14 protein-coding genes and 1 pseudogene are annotated in these 16,127 nt (G+C 37.5%); 11 read left to right on the forward strand and 4 right to left on the reverse strand.

Going from position 1 to position 16,127, the window contains the following annotated elements:
• Positions 1 to 144: 144 nt before the first annotated feature.
• On the forward strand, positions 145 to 1,383 hold the full coding sequence (locus H6G08_RS10425) for a DUF8738 domain-containing protein (RefSeq protein ID WP_190541380.1): 1,239 nt from the start codon (positions 145 to 147) through the stop codon (positions 1,381 to 1,383).
• 81 nt (positions 1,384 to 1,464) lie between these two features.
• Here H6G08_RS10425 and H6G08_RS10430 read toward each other — a convergent pair whose 3' ends face one another.
• Positions 1,465 to 2,001: a GNAT family N-acetyltransferase gene (locus tag H6G08_RS10430; protein ID WP_190541383.1), complete on the reverse strand. Its 537-nt coding sequence runs from the start codon at positions 1,999 to 2,001 to the stop codon at positions 1,465 to 1,467.
• A gap of 209 nt (positions 2,002 to 2,210) precedes the next feature.
• Here H6G08_RS10430 and H6G08_RS10435 point away from each other — a divergent pair, with 209 nt between their 5' ends.
• The 5 genes from H6G08_RS10435 to H6G08_RS10455 all read left to right on the forward strand — a co-directional run bounded on the left by H6G08_RS10435 (position 2,211) and on the right by H6G08_RS10455 (position 9,151).
• A complete protein-coding gene (locus H6G08_RS10435) occupies positions 2,211 to 2,822 on the forward strand; it encodes a class I SAM-dependent methyltransferase (protein ID WP_190541386.1) in 612 nt (203 codons plus the stop codon).
• Positions 2,823 to 3,112: 290 nt separating this feature from the next.
• Positions 3,113 to 4,156 carry a BMP family protein gene (locus H6G08_RS10440; RefSeq protein WP_190541388.1) on the forward strand — a complete coding sequence of 348 codons (1,044 nt, stop codon included), beginning with the start codon at positions 3,113 to 3,115 and terminating at the stop codon, positions 4,154 to 4,156.
• A 9-nt stretch (positions 4,157 to 4,165) separates the two neighbouring features.
• The gene (locus H6G08_RS10445; RefSeq protein ID WP_190541391.1) at positions 4,166 to 7,330 is read left to right on the forward strand and encodes a PAS domain S-box protein; all 3,165 of its coding nucleotides are present in this window, start codon (positions 4,166 to 4,168) and stop codon (positions 7,328 to 7,330) included.
• Positions 7,331 to 7,895: 565 nt separating this feature from the next.
• A complete protein-coding gene (locus H6G08_RS10450) occupies positions 7,896 to 8,096 on the forward strand; it encodes a hypothetical protein (protein ID WP_190541394.1) in 201 nt (66 codons plus the stop codon).
• 221 nt (positions 8,097 to 8,317) lie between these two features.
• A complete protein-coding gene (locus H6G08_RS10455) occupies positions 8,318 to 9,151 on the forward strand; it encodes an SDR family NAD(P)-dependent oxidoreductase (RefSeq protein ID WP_190541396.1) in 834 nt (277 codons plus the stop codon).
• Between the two features lie 289 nt (positions 9,152 to 9,440).
• Here the strand turns inward: H6G08_RS10455 and H6G08_RS10460 are convergent.
• Together H6G08_RS10460 and H6G08_RS10465 are read right to left on the reverse strand one after the other, a co-directional pair.
• Positions 9,441 to 10,115: pseudogene (locus H6G08_RS10460) on the reverse strand (glycoside hydrolase family 24 protein); the annotation flags it as partial.
• 173 nt (positions 10,116 to 10,288) lie between these two features.
• Positions 10,289 to 10,948, reverse strand: a complete 660-nt coding sequence (locus H6G08_RS10465) for an SDR family oxidoreductase (protein ID WP_096644994.1) — start codon at positions 10,946 to 10,948, stop codon at positions 10,289 to 10,291.
• 178 nt (positions 10,949 to 11,126) lie between these two features.
• Here H6G08_RS10465 and H6G08_RS10470 point away from each other — a divergent pair, with 178 nt between their 5' ends.
• Positions 11,127 to 11,804: a DUF1997 domain-containing protein gene (locus H6G08_RS10470; protein WP_190541401.1), complete on the forward strand. Its 678-nt coding sequence runs from the start codon at positions 11,127 to 11,129 to the stop codon at positions 11,802 to 11,804.
• Between the two features lie 80 nt (positions 11,805 to 11,884).
• Here H6G08_RS10470 and H6G08_RS10475 read toward each other — a convergent pair whose 3' ends face one another.
• Positions 11,885 to 12,355, reverse strand: a complete 471-nt coding sequence (locus H6G08_RS10475; protein WP_190541405.1) for a DUF4079 domain-containing protein — start codon at positions 12,353 to 12,355, stop codon at positions 11,885 to 11,887.
• Positions 12,356 to 12,699: 344 nt separating this feature from the next.
• Between H6G08_RS10475 and H6G08_RS10480 the strand changes: the two genes are divergently transcribed.
• From H6G08_RS10480 to H6G08_RS10495, 4 genes are all read left to right on the forward strand, one after another.
• A complete protein-coding gene (locus tag H6G08_RS10480) occupies positions 12,700 to 13,983 on the forward strand; it encodes an ankyrin repeat domain-containing protein (protein ID WP_190541408.1) in 1,284 nt (427 codons plus the stop codon).
• Between the two features lie 220 nt (positions 13,984 to 14,203).
• Positions 14,204 to 14,677, forward strand: coding sequence for a TspO/MBR family protein (locus tag H6G08_RS10485; RefSeq protein WP_190541410.1), 474 nt, complete (start codon positions 14,204 to 14,206; stop codon positions 14,675 to 14,677).
• A 221-nt stretch (positions 14,678 to 14,898) separates the two neighbouring features.
• Positions 14,899 to 15,174 (forward strand): GIY-YIG nuclease family protein, encoded by a 276-nt coding sequence (locus tag H6G08_RS10490; RefSeq protein WP_277877812.1) that lies wholly within the window; start codon positions 14,899 to 14,901, stop codon positions 15,172 to 15,174.
• 51 nt (positions 15,175 to 15,225) lie between these two features.
• Entirely contained in the window at positions 15,226 to 15,693 is a 468-nt protein-coding gene (locus H6G08_RS10495) for a GNAT family N-acetyltransferase (RefSeq protein WP_190541413.1), read from the forward strand.
• Positions 15,694 to 16,127 lie beyond the last annotated feature (434 nt).

Below are 16,127 nucleotides of genomic sequence, written 5' to 3' on the forward strand. Positions count from 1 at the left end.
AAGAATGCGACAGATAGTACGGTCATGGCAATGCCATAACCTCTAAAATATATTCATGTGCTGCAACTTCTGATTGAAGAGGGCAACTAAATTTGTGTATTTTTCGTCATAGCCATTACACACCTAAACTTATTTATATTTGTTATGAAAACCAAAGCTACTATTTGTTCTATTGCTTCAATAGTAGGTGGATTGACGCTAGCCATTACTTTTACACATCAATATATTTTAGCTGATTCTCCTGGTAAATTATCTCAATCACAATCTGTATCTCAATCATCAACTATCCCCAGTAGTGTGAGTTTAAATATTCGTCAAGATATGGCGAAACGCTTAAATTTAAAACTTGGCAATGTCCGGGTTGTGAAAATAGAAAATCAGACATTTGATTCTTGCTTGAATCTGCCAGCAGCTAATGAGAAATGTCAAGAAATTGCTTTGAGAGGTTGGACTGTCAGCGTTATCGGTGGTAAACATCGGTGGTTATATCATGCTGTACCACCAAAGATTTTGCGCAATAATTTTCGGGTTAATGGTTTAGAAAGCTTACCTAAAGATGTACGACAAAAAGTCATCAGCAATGCTACATTACTCAGCGAACCACCAGTAGGTAAGATAAGAGTCACATCTGTTGAGCCAAAAGAATGGAAAAACAATTGCTTAGACTTTCCTAAGATATATGAGCGCTGTAATTCGACAAAAACCCCTGGATGGTTGATTACGCTCAAAAGCGATAAACCAAACTCGAAGGAACCACCAAAATGGGTATATCGTAGCGATTTAAATGGGAATAGATTTGAATTAGATATAGTTGCTAGTGTGGGGAATATACCTGAGAAAACAATTGCAGATATTTTAGCTGATGCAGAGAAACGTTCCCAAATTTCGCGATCGCGCTGGAAAGTTGAGCGAGTTCAAGCGGTAAAATGGGGAAGCTCTGGCAACGATAGCCCATCTATGCCAATACAGGGAGCAGTTCCTAATATCGAAAATATCTTTGGTTGGAAGGTGGAAGTTTCATCGCCAAAACAGCAGTGGGTATATTTTGCTTTGCAAAACGGATTTCAATTTGATGCGCCTAAAAGTATACCGCGTTCTCTTGTGAATGAAGCAATTAAAATGGCGGTTGCACAATCTGGTAAACCTGCTGATAGTTTTAATTTTCATTGGGCTGAACAAATAACTTGGAATGATACTTGTTTAGGTGTAACAATTAATAAACCAGCTTGTGAAAAAATTTCTGTTCCTGGTTGGACTATTAATTTGATGGGACAGGGTGAGAATTCCCCAATTTTGTATACCTTCCACAGTCGTTTAGACCGAGATGTGCGATTTAATGGTAGTAATCCTTGGTTTCCGCCACCAGTAGCTAATCCGCGTTGAAGTTGCAAATATAGTCAACAGTCAACAGTCAACAGTCAACAGTCAACAGTCAACAGTCAACAGTCAACAGCTATACTCACCTCAACAATCAATATTTGAGCTAGATTTTATCGCTTTATAAAGCCAATATTCAACTGTATGTAAACGCTTGCCACCTAAATTAATTTTGTCATATTCTGTAGCAATTACTCCCCCCAAAGATTCAGGAATTTTCCGACTAGAGATATTACGTTTATCTACTGGATAACGCAAATATTCATAATCTAAATTTTCTTCTGCCCATGCTTTAAGCGCCGAAATTGCTTCTCTGCCATAATAATTGCCATGTGCAGATTTTTTCGTCCATATTCCTAATTCAGGAGTATTTGTATTGATAGCATGTAAGCCAGCACAACCGATAAATTCTTTTGTTTCTTTGAGCAAAATTACTAATATTAATTCAGTACCATTTTCTATCTCTTGAATTGATTGCTTAATAAATTTATCGGTTTGGGCAATATCTGCTGAAGGAACTGCATAGGTATACTCAGTGACTTCTGGTGTAAATTCCTGAAATATAATTTCTCTATATGTAGGTGAGATGGGTACTAACAGTAGACGCTTACTTTCAATTTGCATATTTATATATTAAATAAAATCGAGTTTAACTATAAACCCAATAAGCAGCTTAAGTTGCTTATTGTTACAGTAAGACTATGGCATATAAAAATACTTCGTCCAAGCGATTCACCTGATTGGGTGATTCTTGTGGATGTAGCACCGCGCAGCAGCAGTAGATAAAACTAACACTGTGGTGAATTGCGATCGCTTTAATAAAGGTATAGTCAATGGGTTTCTATTCACAGTTTATCGCTCCGCGACTTATAGATGCAGCTATGTCTAGTCCTACATTGTCTGCATATCGTCGGGAAATTTTAGCAAATGTCACCGGAGAAGTGCTAGAAATTGGCTTTGGTTCTGGAGTCAACCTATCTTACTACCCAGAACATCTACAAAAGCTAATTACAGTCGATGCAAATGCTGGAATCAATAAGTTAGCGCAAAAACGTATTCAATCTTCTCATATTCAAGTCGATAATCGAGTTCTCAATAGCGAGAATTTACCAATGGCTGATAACACTTTTGATAGTGTCGTCAGTACATTTTGTTTATGTAGTATTGCCAACGTTTCTCAAGCGATTCACGAAATTTATCGAGTTCTCAAACCAGGTGGAAGGTACTTTTTTCTAGAACATGGATTAAGTGATGAAGCAAATATTCAAGTTTGGCAACATCGCTTGAACCCCCTCAGTCAAGTCATTGGTGACGGTTGCAACATCAACCGCAATATCAGACAGTTAGTTGCAGCACAGTTTGCTAATTTGACGGTTGAGCAATTTTATATTCCCAAAATACCCAAAATCTCAGGATATTTATATAAAGGTGTTGCCTTTAAGTAGCAATTAAGTAGCAAGATTTCAGCTATAAATTATACAATTAGGGGCGTAATATTTTGCGTCCCCACAATTATATTCAAATTTTTTAAGAAATTATTCATATTTATTGACGATCGGACAGAACCAATTTAATGATAAGTTTGATTTCAGTAAATATCTAGAAAGATAATTTTTACCACACTTTGTGGATTAGGTGCAGCTCATCTAAGTGTGTGCGATCGCACCTAATATCCCTTGATTAGAGTAGCTGACTGAGATTTAGTCAAACTAAAGTATATCCAAACTATATATTTATGCGATCGCTGGCAGTAATGTATGTACAGAGACAAATTTCTCCCGTAAAAGTTATGGGAGTATTGCTTACATTACTGCTTACCGCTTGTTATTACGTCAAGCATAGACCTGAATCTATATTTAAAAATACTACAGCAGGTGCATTTAAAGTAGCAATTATTTTACCAGGCCCAATCGACGATGAAAGTTGGAATCAATCAGGCTATACAGGATTAAAGTTAATTCAAAAGCAACTGGGCGCAGAAATAGCTTACACTGCTAACGTCACCACAAATAATGCAGAAGCAATTATCCGCCAATACGCGCAAAAAGAATTTGATTTTATTATTATTCATGGTGGTAACTATGTAAAAGCATCGGAAATCGTTGCCAAAGAATTTCCTCGAAGTAAATTTGCCATTGTTGGTAGTTATGGCGGTAATAATAGCAATTTAGGAGCCTTAGCATTTCGCAGTAATGAAGTTGGCTATTTAGCCGGAGTAATTGCTGCTTTAAAAACTCAAACTCATAAAGTTGCTTTTATTGGTGGGGAACCTTTATTAATTACTAAAGAACAAGCAATATTATTAGAGCGTGGTATTAAGAAAACCAACCCTAATATTAATGTTTCGATTAACTGGGTAAATAGTTGGCGAGATCCAGATACCGCTAAAAGCATTGCTCAAGCGCAAATTGCTCAGGGAGTAGATATTTTAGTTACAGATGCAGATTTTGGTAATCTTGGCGCGATTCAAGCGGCTGCTAGCCATAAATCAGTAGGGGTGATTACTTGGATGTATGCGATTGTTGGTGATGAGGATAAATATCAATTAGCTGCAAATAATATTATTGCTCGTGTAGTACAACAAGTACCCCAATTATTATTAGAAGGAGCAACTCTAGCACAGCAAGGACGTTGGGAAGGAAAGCAATATAAGTTTGGATTTTTAGAGGGTTCTCAAGAATTAACCTCATTTAATAGTTCATTAACTCCTAAACAAACAGAACTGGTGAAATCTATTAAGCAAGATATTATCACTGGCAAAATTGATATTTTTCCTTAAGGAGTAGTGATGAAAAAATACCAACCTACTCATACCTCACATTCAGTAGGATCTGGATTATGTTCTATCACCAACAAATTACGATATGGTTTAGTGTTGCTTGTATTTATAGTTCTGTTACTAGTATCTGGGACATTAACCTATCTCAGCTTTAAAGCTCAAATGCAACAAGTAGAAGTTGCACAACAAGAAGTTTCTCAAGCAACAGCAGCAAAAATTAATGCTTATTTAGATGACTTACAACGCAAACTTAGCTATTTAGCAAGAGTCCAAGGTTTAACTGATTTATCGCCAGAAATTCAACAAAAATTTCTGACAGCTTTGACTCGTCATCATAACGCCTATGAAGCAGTAGCAATTTTAGATAGTCAAGGTAAAGTTACCTCTATAGTTTCCCCTTATGGACAATTCAACCTCAATAATATTGCGCAAACACCTTGGAGTTTATACGCTCTTAAATATCAAGAAGATTTTGTCAGTCCAGTAGAAATAGATGCGGTTACCAAGTTACCAATGGTAACATTAGCCGTACCAATTCGGAACAACCAAGATGAAGTTAATGGTGTATTAATAGCGCGGATTAATCTGAAGTTTCTCAGATTTTTTATCTATCAAACTCATGTTGGTAAAACTGGTTATGCTTATGTGATTGATAATCGTAATTATTTAATCGCTGCCAAAGCCGAATTTTTAGAAAATTTAAAATATCGAGATTTATCCGAGCAAATATTGATTTTGCGATTACATAAATCAAATGCAGACAAATGTTTAGCTAAATATCCCGGTTTAAAAGGTGTAGAAGTCATCGGTGCTATAGCACCAATTACTAGCTTAAGATGGCAAGTAGTCGTCGAACTTCCTATAGATGAAGCTTATGCTCCCATTCGCCAGATGCTGATATTTATGGGTGCTTCTGTTTTCATCGCCACAGCAGTAACTGTAGGAGTAGGTATTTACTTGCAAAGACAAATTGTTTTACCTTTACAACGATTAACAACAGCAGCAGCCAAAATTAGTCAAGGTGATTTAGATATCCAAATCAAAGTCTTTCAACGTAATGAAATGGGAGTCTTAGCCAGTACATTTAATCAAATGACTTTGCAGTTACGAGAACTAATTCAGGATTTAAGCCAAGAACGTAACTTTGTTTCTGCTGTTCTCGATACAGTTGGCGCTTTAGTCATAGTAGTAAATCACCAAGGGGAAATTGTTCGCTTTAATCGTGCTTTTGAGCAAATTACTCAATATACTTTTGCTGAAGTAGCAGGTAAAATATATTGGGATATCTTTGCCGTGACTGAAGAATTAGAAATAGTTAAATCTGATTTTCAGAGTCTCAAAAAATTACAATTACCGCAAACATCGGAAAGATATTTATTAACCAAGGATGGAACAAGACGATTAATTGCTTGGTCAACAACTACTTTATTAGATTATGCTGGGGAAATCAGTTATGTAATTGGTACGGGTTTAGATATTACAGAACGCAAGATAGCGGAAATTGAATTATGTCAAGAGAGAGATTTTAATACGACAATTGTACAAACTACTCCAGCTTACTTTGTCGCTATTAATCCCGATGGCACAGTGAGAATGATGAATCAAGTAATGCTTGATGCTCTGGGTTACAATCTTGAAGAAGTTGTAGGGATGAGTTATCTGGAAAATTTTATCCCCCTAGAGCAGCAAGAAATGCTCGCAGAACTTTTTCATTCAATAAATACACAGAAATTATTAGCTATTCAAGAAAATTATGTATTAACCAAAAATCAAAATAAATTACTTGTTGATTGGCGCGGTAAATCAATTTTTAAAGAAAATGGGGAACTTAATTTTCTCTTTGGGTTAGGAATCGATATTACCGAGCGCCGCAAAGCAGAAATTCAATTAAAAATTATTGCCGAACGCGAGCGATTGATTGCCGAAATTGCTTTAAAAATTCTCCGTAGTCTGAATTTAGAAGAAATTCTGCACACCACAGTTACAGAAGTGCGGCAATTTCTCCAAGCGGATAGAGTATTTATTAGTAACTTTAATGATAATTCAAACTGGAGAATATTCGCTGAATCTTTAGAGACAAATAGGGATTCGGTGGTGGATTTATTTTCTCCAAATAATGATGGTATTAAAGAATTTATAAATTTGTTTTTTCAAGGTAATTTACAACAAATTGATGACATTAGCCAATCCCAAATTTCATCTAAGTATGTCTATTACTTTGATAAATATCAAGTAAAATCTTCTTTAGCAGTGCCAATTATGGTGGGTGATGAATTTTTTGGTATGTTAGTTGCACATCAATGTTCTTCAGTACGTCATTGGCAGCAAGTAGAAATAGATTTATTACAGCAATTAGCTACACAAGTAGCAATTGCAATTCAACAAGCAAAGCTGTTTCAAGAAATTCAGACACTTAATGTAACTTTAGAACGTAAAGTAGAAGCCAGAACTGCTCAACTACAGCAAAAAATGCTGGAATTACAAGATTTGTATAAACGTCAAGATGAGTTTTTACATGCTGTATCTCATGACTTACGCACTCCCATTACAGGAACGTTGATGTTACTCAAACATTGGCAACAATTACCTGTTGAAAGTATCTCTTTACCGCGGAAGATTTTAGAGAGAATGATTGAGAGTGGTGAACGTCAACTGAATTTAATTAACTCTTTATTAGAAGCTCATATATCAGAAAGTAAAGGAATAAACCTTAATTGCGAGCCGATAAAAATTGCCGAATTAGTAACATCTATTACCGAAGATCTAGCATCATTATTAACAAAACATCAAGCAACTATAAACAATTTAATATTCTCTGATTTACCTGTTGTGATTGCAGATCCGTTACAACTAAGGCGCGTATTTGAAAACTTAATTAGTAATGCTGTAAATCATAATCCTCCTGGTTTGGAAATTAATTTAAAAGCCAGTTTAGAAGGGGAAATAATTTCTTGTTTAGTAGAAGATAATGGTATGGGGATGAGTGAAGAACAATGCAAGCAAATATTTGAACGCTATGCTAGAGGCGATCGCGCCCGTTCTACCGGTATTGGTTTAGGATTATACTTGTGTCGCCAAATCATCAGCGCACATGGCGGAGAAATTGGCGTTAAAAGTAGTCCTGGTAAAGGTGCAACCTTTTGGTTTACCCTACCTTGTGGGGAAAAAACTTAGGGGATTTGCTGGATATTTTTCGCATTGTTGTGCTTTTACGCATTTAAATCGAATATACTCGATATAGGCGCGTAAAAACTGAATTCTGTAAAGTGTTGCATTTACAATGCTTTCTCAAAGTAGTCAGCAGGATGATTGCGTTATTTACTGTATATAGTCATAACTTTTAATACTGATGCAATATTGACATTGCTGTTTATTTTATAACTACAGACTTCAGGAAAAATACTGTTATTACTTGTTGAGCCGATGCTGGGTATGATGATAATAATTGCGATCGCAAGCTGCTTTTAAGAGATTAGCGACGGAAATACAACATCCCAGAGTCTATCTACCAACAACGAATCTGCAAAACTATTGCCAGGCTCAACTATAAATACTGAAATACCGAGGTTTAGCGAGAGTAAATATATCCCAAAATTTGTGATCTAGATCGCACTGAATTAATATATCTTAACTTGACATTATAGTAGTGATTCCGTATAGACACTAATGTCAAACTTTGTAAAACCTTGTTATTTTAACAACAGTTAATTATAGCAATCCAAAAATCTTATTTAAAAATATGCTAACCACCACCTCAAACCCAATGCAGTTAGAAACTGTTTTAGATCACATCTTTGCTATTCGCAGAATTACACGCCAGGATCAGCGTCTGTTGATGTCCACACTGCTATCTAAAGAAGATTTAAACGAACAAGAAAAATCGCAAATTAGTCGAGTTTTTAATGCTTTGCAAAGCGGACTAATTAAAGTTGTTGATTAATATATCTATCTCTCGTACTTTACAATTTAAGATAAACCTGACAATTTTCTCTTCAAAATAACATTTTTTATCTCCGTCAGTCTTTGCTAGCATTGCGTAATCAAACATCGCGAGTTTAAATTTCCGAACATCTAGCCATAGTCAGAAGGTTTTTGGAAAATTTTCGTGCAAACTTAATTTGTATACAGTCATGAAAAATCGCCAACCTTTTTACTTAGATTATGGCTCCTACTGTTCTAATTACAGGTGCTTCCCAAGGTATTGGTAAAGCAACCGCGTTGTTATTTGCGCGTCAAGGATATCAGCTAGTCTTAACATCTCGAAATGCTGATAACCTAGAAAATACTGCACAAGAAATCAAAAATTTAGGTTATTCAACACCATTTACTATCACTTGCGATGTTACCAATCCATCTCAGGTAAGCAACCTAATTGAAACTGCATTGAGTCATTATAGCTATATTGATGTTTTAGTTAACAATGCAGGCATCTTTGCATCTGGGCCTGTTGAGCAGTTTTCTCTTGGCGATTGGCATCAGGTAATAGATACTAATTTATGGGGTTATATTCATACAATTAATGCTCTTTTACCTCATTTTTTGGAGCGAGGTAAGGGAACAATAGTTAATGTTAGTTCTATTGGCGGTAAAGTACCTACTGCTTATTTAGTTCCTTACTGTACGAGTAAATTTGCTGTGACTGGATTCACGGAAGCACTACAAGCAGAATTAAAACCAAAAAATATAGATGTTTGTGGTATTTATCCTAATCTAATTAAAAGTAGTTTTTTAGATAAGGCAATTTTTCGCGGTAAGGATCTGCAAGACTTAAATCAGCGTCGCGAACAACTGGAGAATGTTATCAAAAATCCTGTAGTTGAAAAGCCTGAGGACGTAGCTAATGCTATATGGGATGCAGTTGAGAATAAAAAATCAGAAATCCTAGTTGGTTCTGCAAATTTTTCCCAAACTATTTACCGCTTATTTCCTGGCTTTATCAAGTGGATTTCTCAGAAAACATTAAAAAATCAAGATTTTTCAGCAAAAACTAAATAGACAATAACAAATTGATGAGGGCGTAGCAATGAAAATACTAGTGATGGCTGTCATTAGTCATTTGTCATTAGTCATTTGTCATTAGTAAGGGGTTTCAGCTAATTTGCGTTGCTCCCACATAGTTGTATGTAATCGATTTACTTAGTTGAAACTAGAGATGATTCAATCTCAATTCTAATGAGCCGCTACTACCTCTATGGGGAGGAATTGTTTGATTTTGATTTCCTGGAGAGGTTCGTTGAGGTATGGGAGCGGGACTGGGATTGAAAGTATTATTGGGTGATATAGATTGATTCGCTGCTTGTAATTCCTCCTTCAAAAGTTTCTGATAAATTCGCGGTAAAGAACTACTAATAGAATTGGTTTCTATCCCATAGCCAAGACTTGTCCAAGTAGGTGATAAACGCTTTAAGACATCCTTTAACTTACCTTGATACAGCAGTTGGGTAATATCAACTCCCCAAACTTTAGAGTCAATTAACCAACGGTAAACCACCACATCTTGATACTCGGCTTCAAAACTATAAGCCACCCAAAACATAAAATTCATCGGTTTTGGGTGATAGCGGGGTGCAATTTGATACCAAGTTGTATTGATGATTTGGTATCTTCCTGCAGCAGTGGAGCAATTACCCTTATTCGGGCCAGTAACAATAGTCACACAAATTTCTGGATGACGGCTGAGGTCGCGTACCTGCTGGCCGCCATAAAGTAGAGAATAGGGACGGTTACTGTTAGCTTCGCTGGCGGAAATCGTTCGCATTAAGGCGCGGATATAAGGATCGCCGCCTTTCATCACCAGGGGTGGTTGTTTAGCTTCAAAGATAGGATCGCCAGGCGATCGCAATTCCCCATTGATATACCATTGAAATAAGTATACAAAGCCGAGAAGTGCAGCTATCGGGCCAATTAGTTTTTCAACACCCTTAAATTTAAAATTTTTCAGAGTTTGACTCCTTAATATTTGCTTGTTAGCTAACAACAATAGTCAAGGCGATATTTTCGTCAAGATTCACCGCAGCATTGCTGCATTTTGTGTGAACTTGACAACTGATAACTTTCTCCAAAGGCGTGAATTTTGTCCAGACAGGTTAAACCCATCCATGTTAACGCAAGATTGAGCAATCTATAGTCAGATCAGGCGACGTTAGCAAATAATTCACCAAAACTTTTAGCTAGCGCATCAGCTTTAGAGATAATCTCGGTAATTTTATTTCTCGCGCCTGGTTCAAATAGTGCTTCCACGCAAACTTGGGCAACTTTCTGCCGAGGAATGCTACCATCGAACAACGTATCAGCACCCTGCATCACTATTGGGTTGGAGTTATCTTCATTCTTCAACCCACCTGGCCGCACAATGGTATAAGTTAAACCACTTTTTTGCAAGTACTCCTCAGCTTGTTTTTTCCATACCAAAATTAGCCAAAACAAATTTAAGGGATGGAACAACAAAGAAGTACACAAAGAAGTCACCAAGACAAAATGCTCTATTTCCTTGGCTTTAGCCGCATCTACTAAATTTTTTGTGCCTTCAAAATCTACCTTGTAAGGCCCTGTAAAATCAAAACTGGGTTTTGCACCAGTGGCGCACAGCACAACTGTACTATCACCTAAAGCCGCCGTCAGGGTTTGAGGATTTAAGACATCACCCACTACCAAATCTACCTCAGCAGGTAAAATCCCTTGAGCTTTTTCAGTATCTCTGACTAAAGCACGGACAGGTATATTGCGTGCTATCAGTTCTTGTACGATGCGGCGACCTGTTTCACCTGTGGCCCCTGCTACAAATGCTTTCATGATAAACGCTATCCTGGGAAACTAATATGTAATTGTTCAGTTCTTTATTGTAGTGATTCTACGAAGTCCATGACAGATTCATGAGGATTCCATCAAAATAGGATCTTAGTGCGATATGACCCACCCCAGCTGGGAACGATTAATATAGACCAACGCCAAAGGATACAGGAACGCATTTATGCTTTCAAAAAACGGCGAATATCAATCATTAGAAATAACAGAAACAGTTTTACCTGTGGCGTCTCATCTCACAGAAGCTGAGGACGCACTCACAGGAGTATCTATAGCAACGCCAACTAAATTTTATGGTTGCTACAGCGATTATATGGAAATGTCTGCACCAGCAGCTATAGTTGCTGAGTATTTGAATACTCATGCTTCATGGTTTGCACGCTGCGCCGAACCCATGAAGGTGCAACCTCTGGGAGAAAATGGTTATGCTTTAATAATTGGCCGTTTTGGTTCTTTTGGCTATGAAGTTGAACCGAAAATCGGTTTGGAATTATTACCAGCCGATGAAGGAATTTACCGTATTCGTACTATCCCCATACCTGATTACCAAGCACCCGGTTACGACGTAGATTATCGAGCATCAATGAAATTAGTCGAAAATTTGGCTGAGGTTCCCGGTAAATTTGCTGAGTTAACAAGAGTCGAGTGGGAATTGGATTTAACTGTAGATCTTCACTTTCCCCGGTTTATTCAGCGATTACCCAAGTCTTTAATTCAATCTACAGGCGATCGCTTACTTAACCAAATCGTCCGTCAAGTTTCTCGGCGCTTAACTCGCAAAGTCCAAGAAGATTTTCATCAATCTTTAGGAATTCCCTTTTCTGCTTCTAAGAAAAAGCGGTAATACAGTCAACAGTCAACAGTCAACAGTCAATAGTGCATAATCCACAATCTATTGACTAATGACCATTGACTAATGACTAACTATGCATTTGTGAGAATTCTTTGCACAATTTGTACCCCAGTGACTGCTTGCCAAGCAAATAGTCCTAAAAGAGTAAAATTTAATAAAATATGTGTCATTCTTGCCCAATTTGCTCCTTTTTGCATATAAGGAGATAGAGCAGCAGAAAAAGCAATCAGGGTAGTCATCCCTAAACCTGCCAATAGGTGAGGGCCAACAAACAATTTGCCATTATTAATGTAGGTTACGGCCATACCACCAACCGAACCCGCTACCATTAGACCCAAAAGTATAGAGCCAATTTGGTAATGTCTAATGTTATACCTACCTTTAATTAGTTCTTTCTTTTGGTCGCTCGACGCATTTCTAGTACGCTGTACTTGTAGCCCTAAATAAGCAGCATAAATTGATACCGCAAGTAATAACCACATCAGCAGTGGGTGAAAGAAGTTCAGCCAATACTTGGTAGATTGAGAAAGTGCCAAATCCATAGGTTAATCGCCCGATTATTAAATCTTCATAAAAATTAGCATAACTCTATTTCTTTAGATTCGCGGTATAAGGTTGAAAAGAGACTAGTACCGCAAGGCGGAATTCAAAATTCAAAATTCAAAATTCAAAATTAAGACATAGTAAGCGTTTCTCTGATTTGGAATGGTATATTCATCTACGCCGTAATGTACTAGGGGCTAGGGACTAGGGGCTAGAGATGAGGGAAGATGGTTTTGTTGTTGATTGTGAATTAGTTGGTGGAGTCTCTTGCAAAAGTGGATAAACAATTTCAGACTGAATTGTGAGGCTAGATCAACAATAACCGTCTGTGCGGAATTTCTCGATGACAGAAAACAATGATATGTTGCTGCTTGCGGCGGCTAAAAGCGGTGATATCAAGCGGCTGAATGCGCTATTGACTGCTGGTGTAAATGTAGACTCGTGCGATCGCGATGGAACGACAGCGTTAATGTTCGCTGCTAATTTAGGTTACACGGAAATTGTGCGATCGCTCCTAGATGCTGGGGCGAATATTAACCTACCGAGAAAACGTTACCGATTGACAGCTTTAATGCTAGCTGCTACTGCTAAACAGCTAGATATTGTCAAGCTTTTGATATCTAGAGGCGCAGATGTCAATGCTACCAATGAAGATGGTAGTACAGCTTTAATGGCAGCCGCACTTAAAGGTTATGTCGATATAGTCAAAGTTTTACTAGCTGCTGGTGCCCAAGTTAACATCACAGATAAAGATGATGACACAGCTTTAAAGCTAGCAGTCAAGCAGGGACATGCAGCCGTTGTTGAAGCATTTATCCAAAATGGCGCAGATGTCAATACCCAAGATGCAGAAGGTGAAACACTGTTAACAATCGCCGTAGACTTGGGACATCTAGCAGTTGTGAACACACTTATAGCAGCTGGGGTTGATGTCAACGCAGAAAATCAAGATGGTGGAACTGCACTATCAGCCGCAGTCGCCGCAGGTAATGTAGAAATTGTTACCGCTTTATTAGATAAAGACATTGATATCAATCGCCAAGATAGTGATGGCGAAACAGCTTTACATATTGCATCTGTGGAAGGCTATTTAGATATAGCGCAAGCCTTGCTAAATCGAGGCGCAAATGTACATTTTAAAAATAACTTGGGCGATACACCCATGCTGTTAGCTGCGTTACAAGGACACAGCCAAATCGTAGAAGTACTTATACGCCACGGTGGAGACATTCATGACAAAAATTTGGGTGAGATACCTTTAACCCTAGCTGCATTCCAAGGACACAGCCAGACAGTAAAAGTATTATTAGATAACGGTGCCGATCCTAACATCCCCGCAGAAGACGGAAAAACCGCTTTGTTAAAAGCAGCACAAAGGAATCATCCAGCAATTTTGCGACTATTAATAGCCAAAGGCGCGAATATGAATTTTCAAGACTCAGCTGGGGCTACAGCATTAATGTGGGCGGCTTCAGGCGGTTTCCAGCAGTCAGTACAAGCATTAATTGAAGCTGGGGCTGATGTCAATTTAAAAAATCGCGGTGGTTATACTGCTTTAATGATTGCTGACTTTAATGGATTTAGAACTATCGTGCGGAGTCTGCAAAAAGTAGGAGCGCAAGAGTAATCTAAATTTTAGATTTTAGATTTTGGATTTTGGATTTTGGATGGTTGATTACAAGCTTAAAAGGCTGTTTCTTATTCCCTATTCCCTATTCCCTGTTCCCTGTTCCCATCTATAGATGTGAACATTCCCACCCGCGACTGATTTAACCTCTATCTGCAATTGCCAAACTTGCAGTGTATGTAAGCTTGTCAAAATTTACAAGCATAGAGAGGTGAACAGCATGGTTGAATCTTGGATAGTAATTGGGGCTGTCACATTTTTTATTGCACTTGGTAGTTTCTTCATCACCCCTCGTGATGTTAAATGGTTTGCATTGTTAAGCCGTCCCCAATGGCTAATTTTTGAGCCATTAATTCCCCTAATTTGGACAATAATTTTTGTTTGCGGTGCAGCTTCAGCTAATATTGTCTGGCAAAAAAATCCAGGAAGTGCAATTACTTGGTTGCTAATGGGTTTGTACCTATTATTAGAGATAATTACCGTGGCTTATATACCTCTAATGTTGCGGTTACGTAGTCTAGATGTAGGGGAAAAGATTGGACTAGCAGGTTTAATTTTCAGCGTGGTTTTGGCGGTTTTTGTTTTCCCAATTTCTTGGCTAGCAGCGCTATTACTGGTTCCTTATTTAGTATGGAGTCCTATCGGGACATACACAACCGATGAGTTAAGACAGCTAAATCCTGAAGATGCGTAAATCCTGAAACAATGCGACAGATTGTAGGGGCATGGCACTGCCATGCCTTTTAGAATATATTAATGTGCCAGAAATCCTATTTAAATTGGCATGAGGCTCATCATGCGATCGCGTGACAAATCAACCAGCCTTTCACATCATTATAATCACGGTTGAGATATATATTTTACACCGCCTATAATGGCTAAATTAAGGATTTGAAAAAAATATAAAATTTAGCCATGACAAGCGGTATCTATATAATGACTAATAAAATTAACGGGCGTAGATATATCGGCTATAGTGAAAATCTTGAGTATCGTTTTGAAGCCAACATGCTAGAACTTCAAAGAGGTACATTTGGTTACAGACACAAACAATTCATTGATGACTATCAGCAGTATGGACAAGAAGCTTTCATTTCTGGAATCTTGGAAGTGACTGTTAATGACTCCTCACTGATGAATAAGAAAGCCGATAACTGGAAAAATATAATTAATCCTGAATACAATCAGTGAAAGAGTTAAACTATTAGAAAACTAATCCTTAAGCAGCTTGACAGTTAATCGATGAAAGTCAGAACCGCTACCCCTGAAGATGTTTCGCTGATTTTCTCATTCATTCAAAAGAAAGCCGAATTTGACCGCAGTATTGGCGCTTTTTCTGGTGTTTTGCAAGTTTCAGAAGACAAAATCCACAAAACGCTTTTTGGTGCAATTCCCTTTGCTTACGTTTTATTCGCAGAGATTTCACAACGCGAAGTTGGATTTGCTTTATACGGATTTAGATACTCGTCATTTGCAGGACAACCGAGTATTTGGCTAGATGATTTATATGTGGATGATAACATGAGAAGCCAAGGAGCCGGAGCAGCTTTGATGAGTCGTCTTGCGGAAATAGCCAAGCAAAACGATTGTACTCATATTGCTTGGAATGCTGATGCACGCAACAGTCGCGGTTTAAGTTTTTATCATCGGTTAGGTGCAAAAATTACCGAACACAAAGGTAATCGCTGTTTTTTAATCTGGACTCCGTAGGCGATCGCTTTTCCTCAAAATTATAGCTTCTTACTAAGTGTTAGTTAATTAATTATTCATACTTGCATTATCTGTATTAATACATAAACTTCCTAGTGGAGAAAATGCGATCGCTCTCACCACTTAAAACCCCCATACCCCATACTTAGTAACAATTTAATGATAATGATAAACATTTTCAATAAATCTTATATTTTTATAAATCCGCCAGCAGACTATACTACCGCTAGAGCCTCTGTTTAGGGCTTTTTTTCCACCCCTGACAAGCTAAATTCTCAGCTTGACTTATGGATTAGGTTAAGAGAAACTTACTAAAGACCAATGTACAGACTTGCAAAATTAATAATTTTTGTAAATTTTCTGAGATATATATTTTGAGAGATGGAACATTAGTTAACAAATGGCAACTTTGTATCTAAAGTAAAAATGTTCCG

This window comes from Calothrix anomala FACHB-343 (assembly GCF_014696435.1).
Classification (GTDB): Bacteria; Cyanobacteriota; Cyanobacteriia; order Cyanobacteriales; family Nostocaceae; genus Aulosira; species Aulosira anomala_A.

Excerpts from the sequence above, each read along its gene's own strand:
- H6G08_RS10475 (WP_190541405.1), bottom strand. The coding sequence starts at position 12,355 with ATGGATTTGGCACTTTCTCAATCTACCAAGTATTGGCTGAACTTCTTT.
- H6G08_RS10490 (WP_277877812.1), top strand. The coding sequence starts at position 14,899 with ATGACAAGCGGTATCTATATAATGACTAATAAAATTAACGGGCGTAGA.
- H6G08_RS10465 (WP_096644994.1), bottom strand. The coding sequence starts at position 10,948 with ATGAAAGCATTTGTAGCAGGGGCCACAGGTGAAACAGGTCGCCGCATC.
- H6G08_RS10470 (WP_190541401.1), top strand. The coding sequence starts at position 11,127 with ATGCTTTCAAAAAACGGCGAATATCAATCATTAGAAATAACAGAAACA.
- H6G08_RS10430 (WP_190541383.1), bottom strand. The coding sequence starts at position 2,001 with ATGCAAATTGAAAGTAAGCGTCTACTGTTAGTACCCATCTCACCTACA.
- H6G08_RS10480 (WP_190541408.1), top strand. The coding sequence starts at position 12,700 with ATGACAGAAAACAATGATATGTTGCTGCTTGCGGCGGCTAAAAGCGGT.
- H6G08_RS10495 (WP_190541413.1), top strand. The coding sequence starts at position 15,226 with ATGAAAGTCAGAACCGCTACCCCTGAAGATGTTTCGCTGATTTTCTCA.
- H6G08_RS10435 (WP_190541386.1), top strand. The coding sequence starts at position 2,211 with ATGGGTTTCTATTCACAGTTTATCGCTCCGCGACTTATAGATGCAGCT.
- H6G08_RS10425 (WP_190541380.1), top strand. The coding sequence starts at position 145 with ATGAAAACCAAAGCTACTATTTGTTCTATTGCTTCAATAGTAGGTGGA.
- H6G08_RS10455 (WP_190541396.1), top strand. The coding sequence starts at position 8,318 with ATGGCTCCTACTGTTCTAATTACAGGTGCTTCCCAAGGTATTGGTAAA.
- H6G08_RS10485 (WP_190541410.1), top strand. The coding sequence starts at position 14,204 with ATGGTTGAATCTTGGATAGTAATTGGGGCTGTCACATTTTTTATTGCA.
- H6G08_RS10440 (WP_190541388.1), top strand. The coding sequence starts at position 3,113 with ATGCGATCGCTGGCAGTAATGTATGTACAGAGACAAATTTCTCCCGTA.
- H6G08_RS10445 (WP_190541391.1), top strand. The coding sequence starts at position 4,166 with ATGAAAAAATACCAACCTACTCATACCTCACATTCAGTAGGATCTGGA.
- H6G08_RS10450 (WP_190541394.1), top strand. The coding sequence starts at position 7,896 with ATGCTAACCACCACCTCAAACCCAATGCAGTTAGAAACTGTTTTAGAT.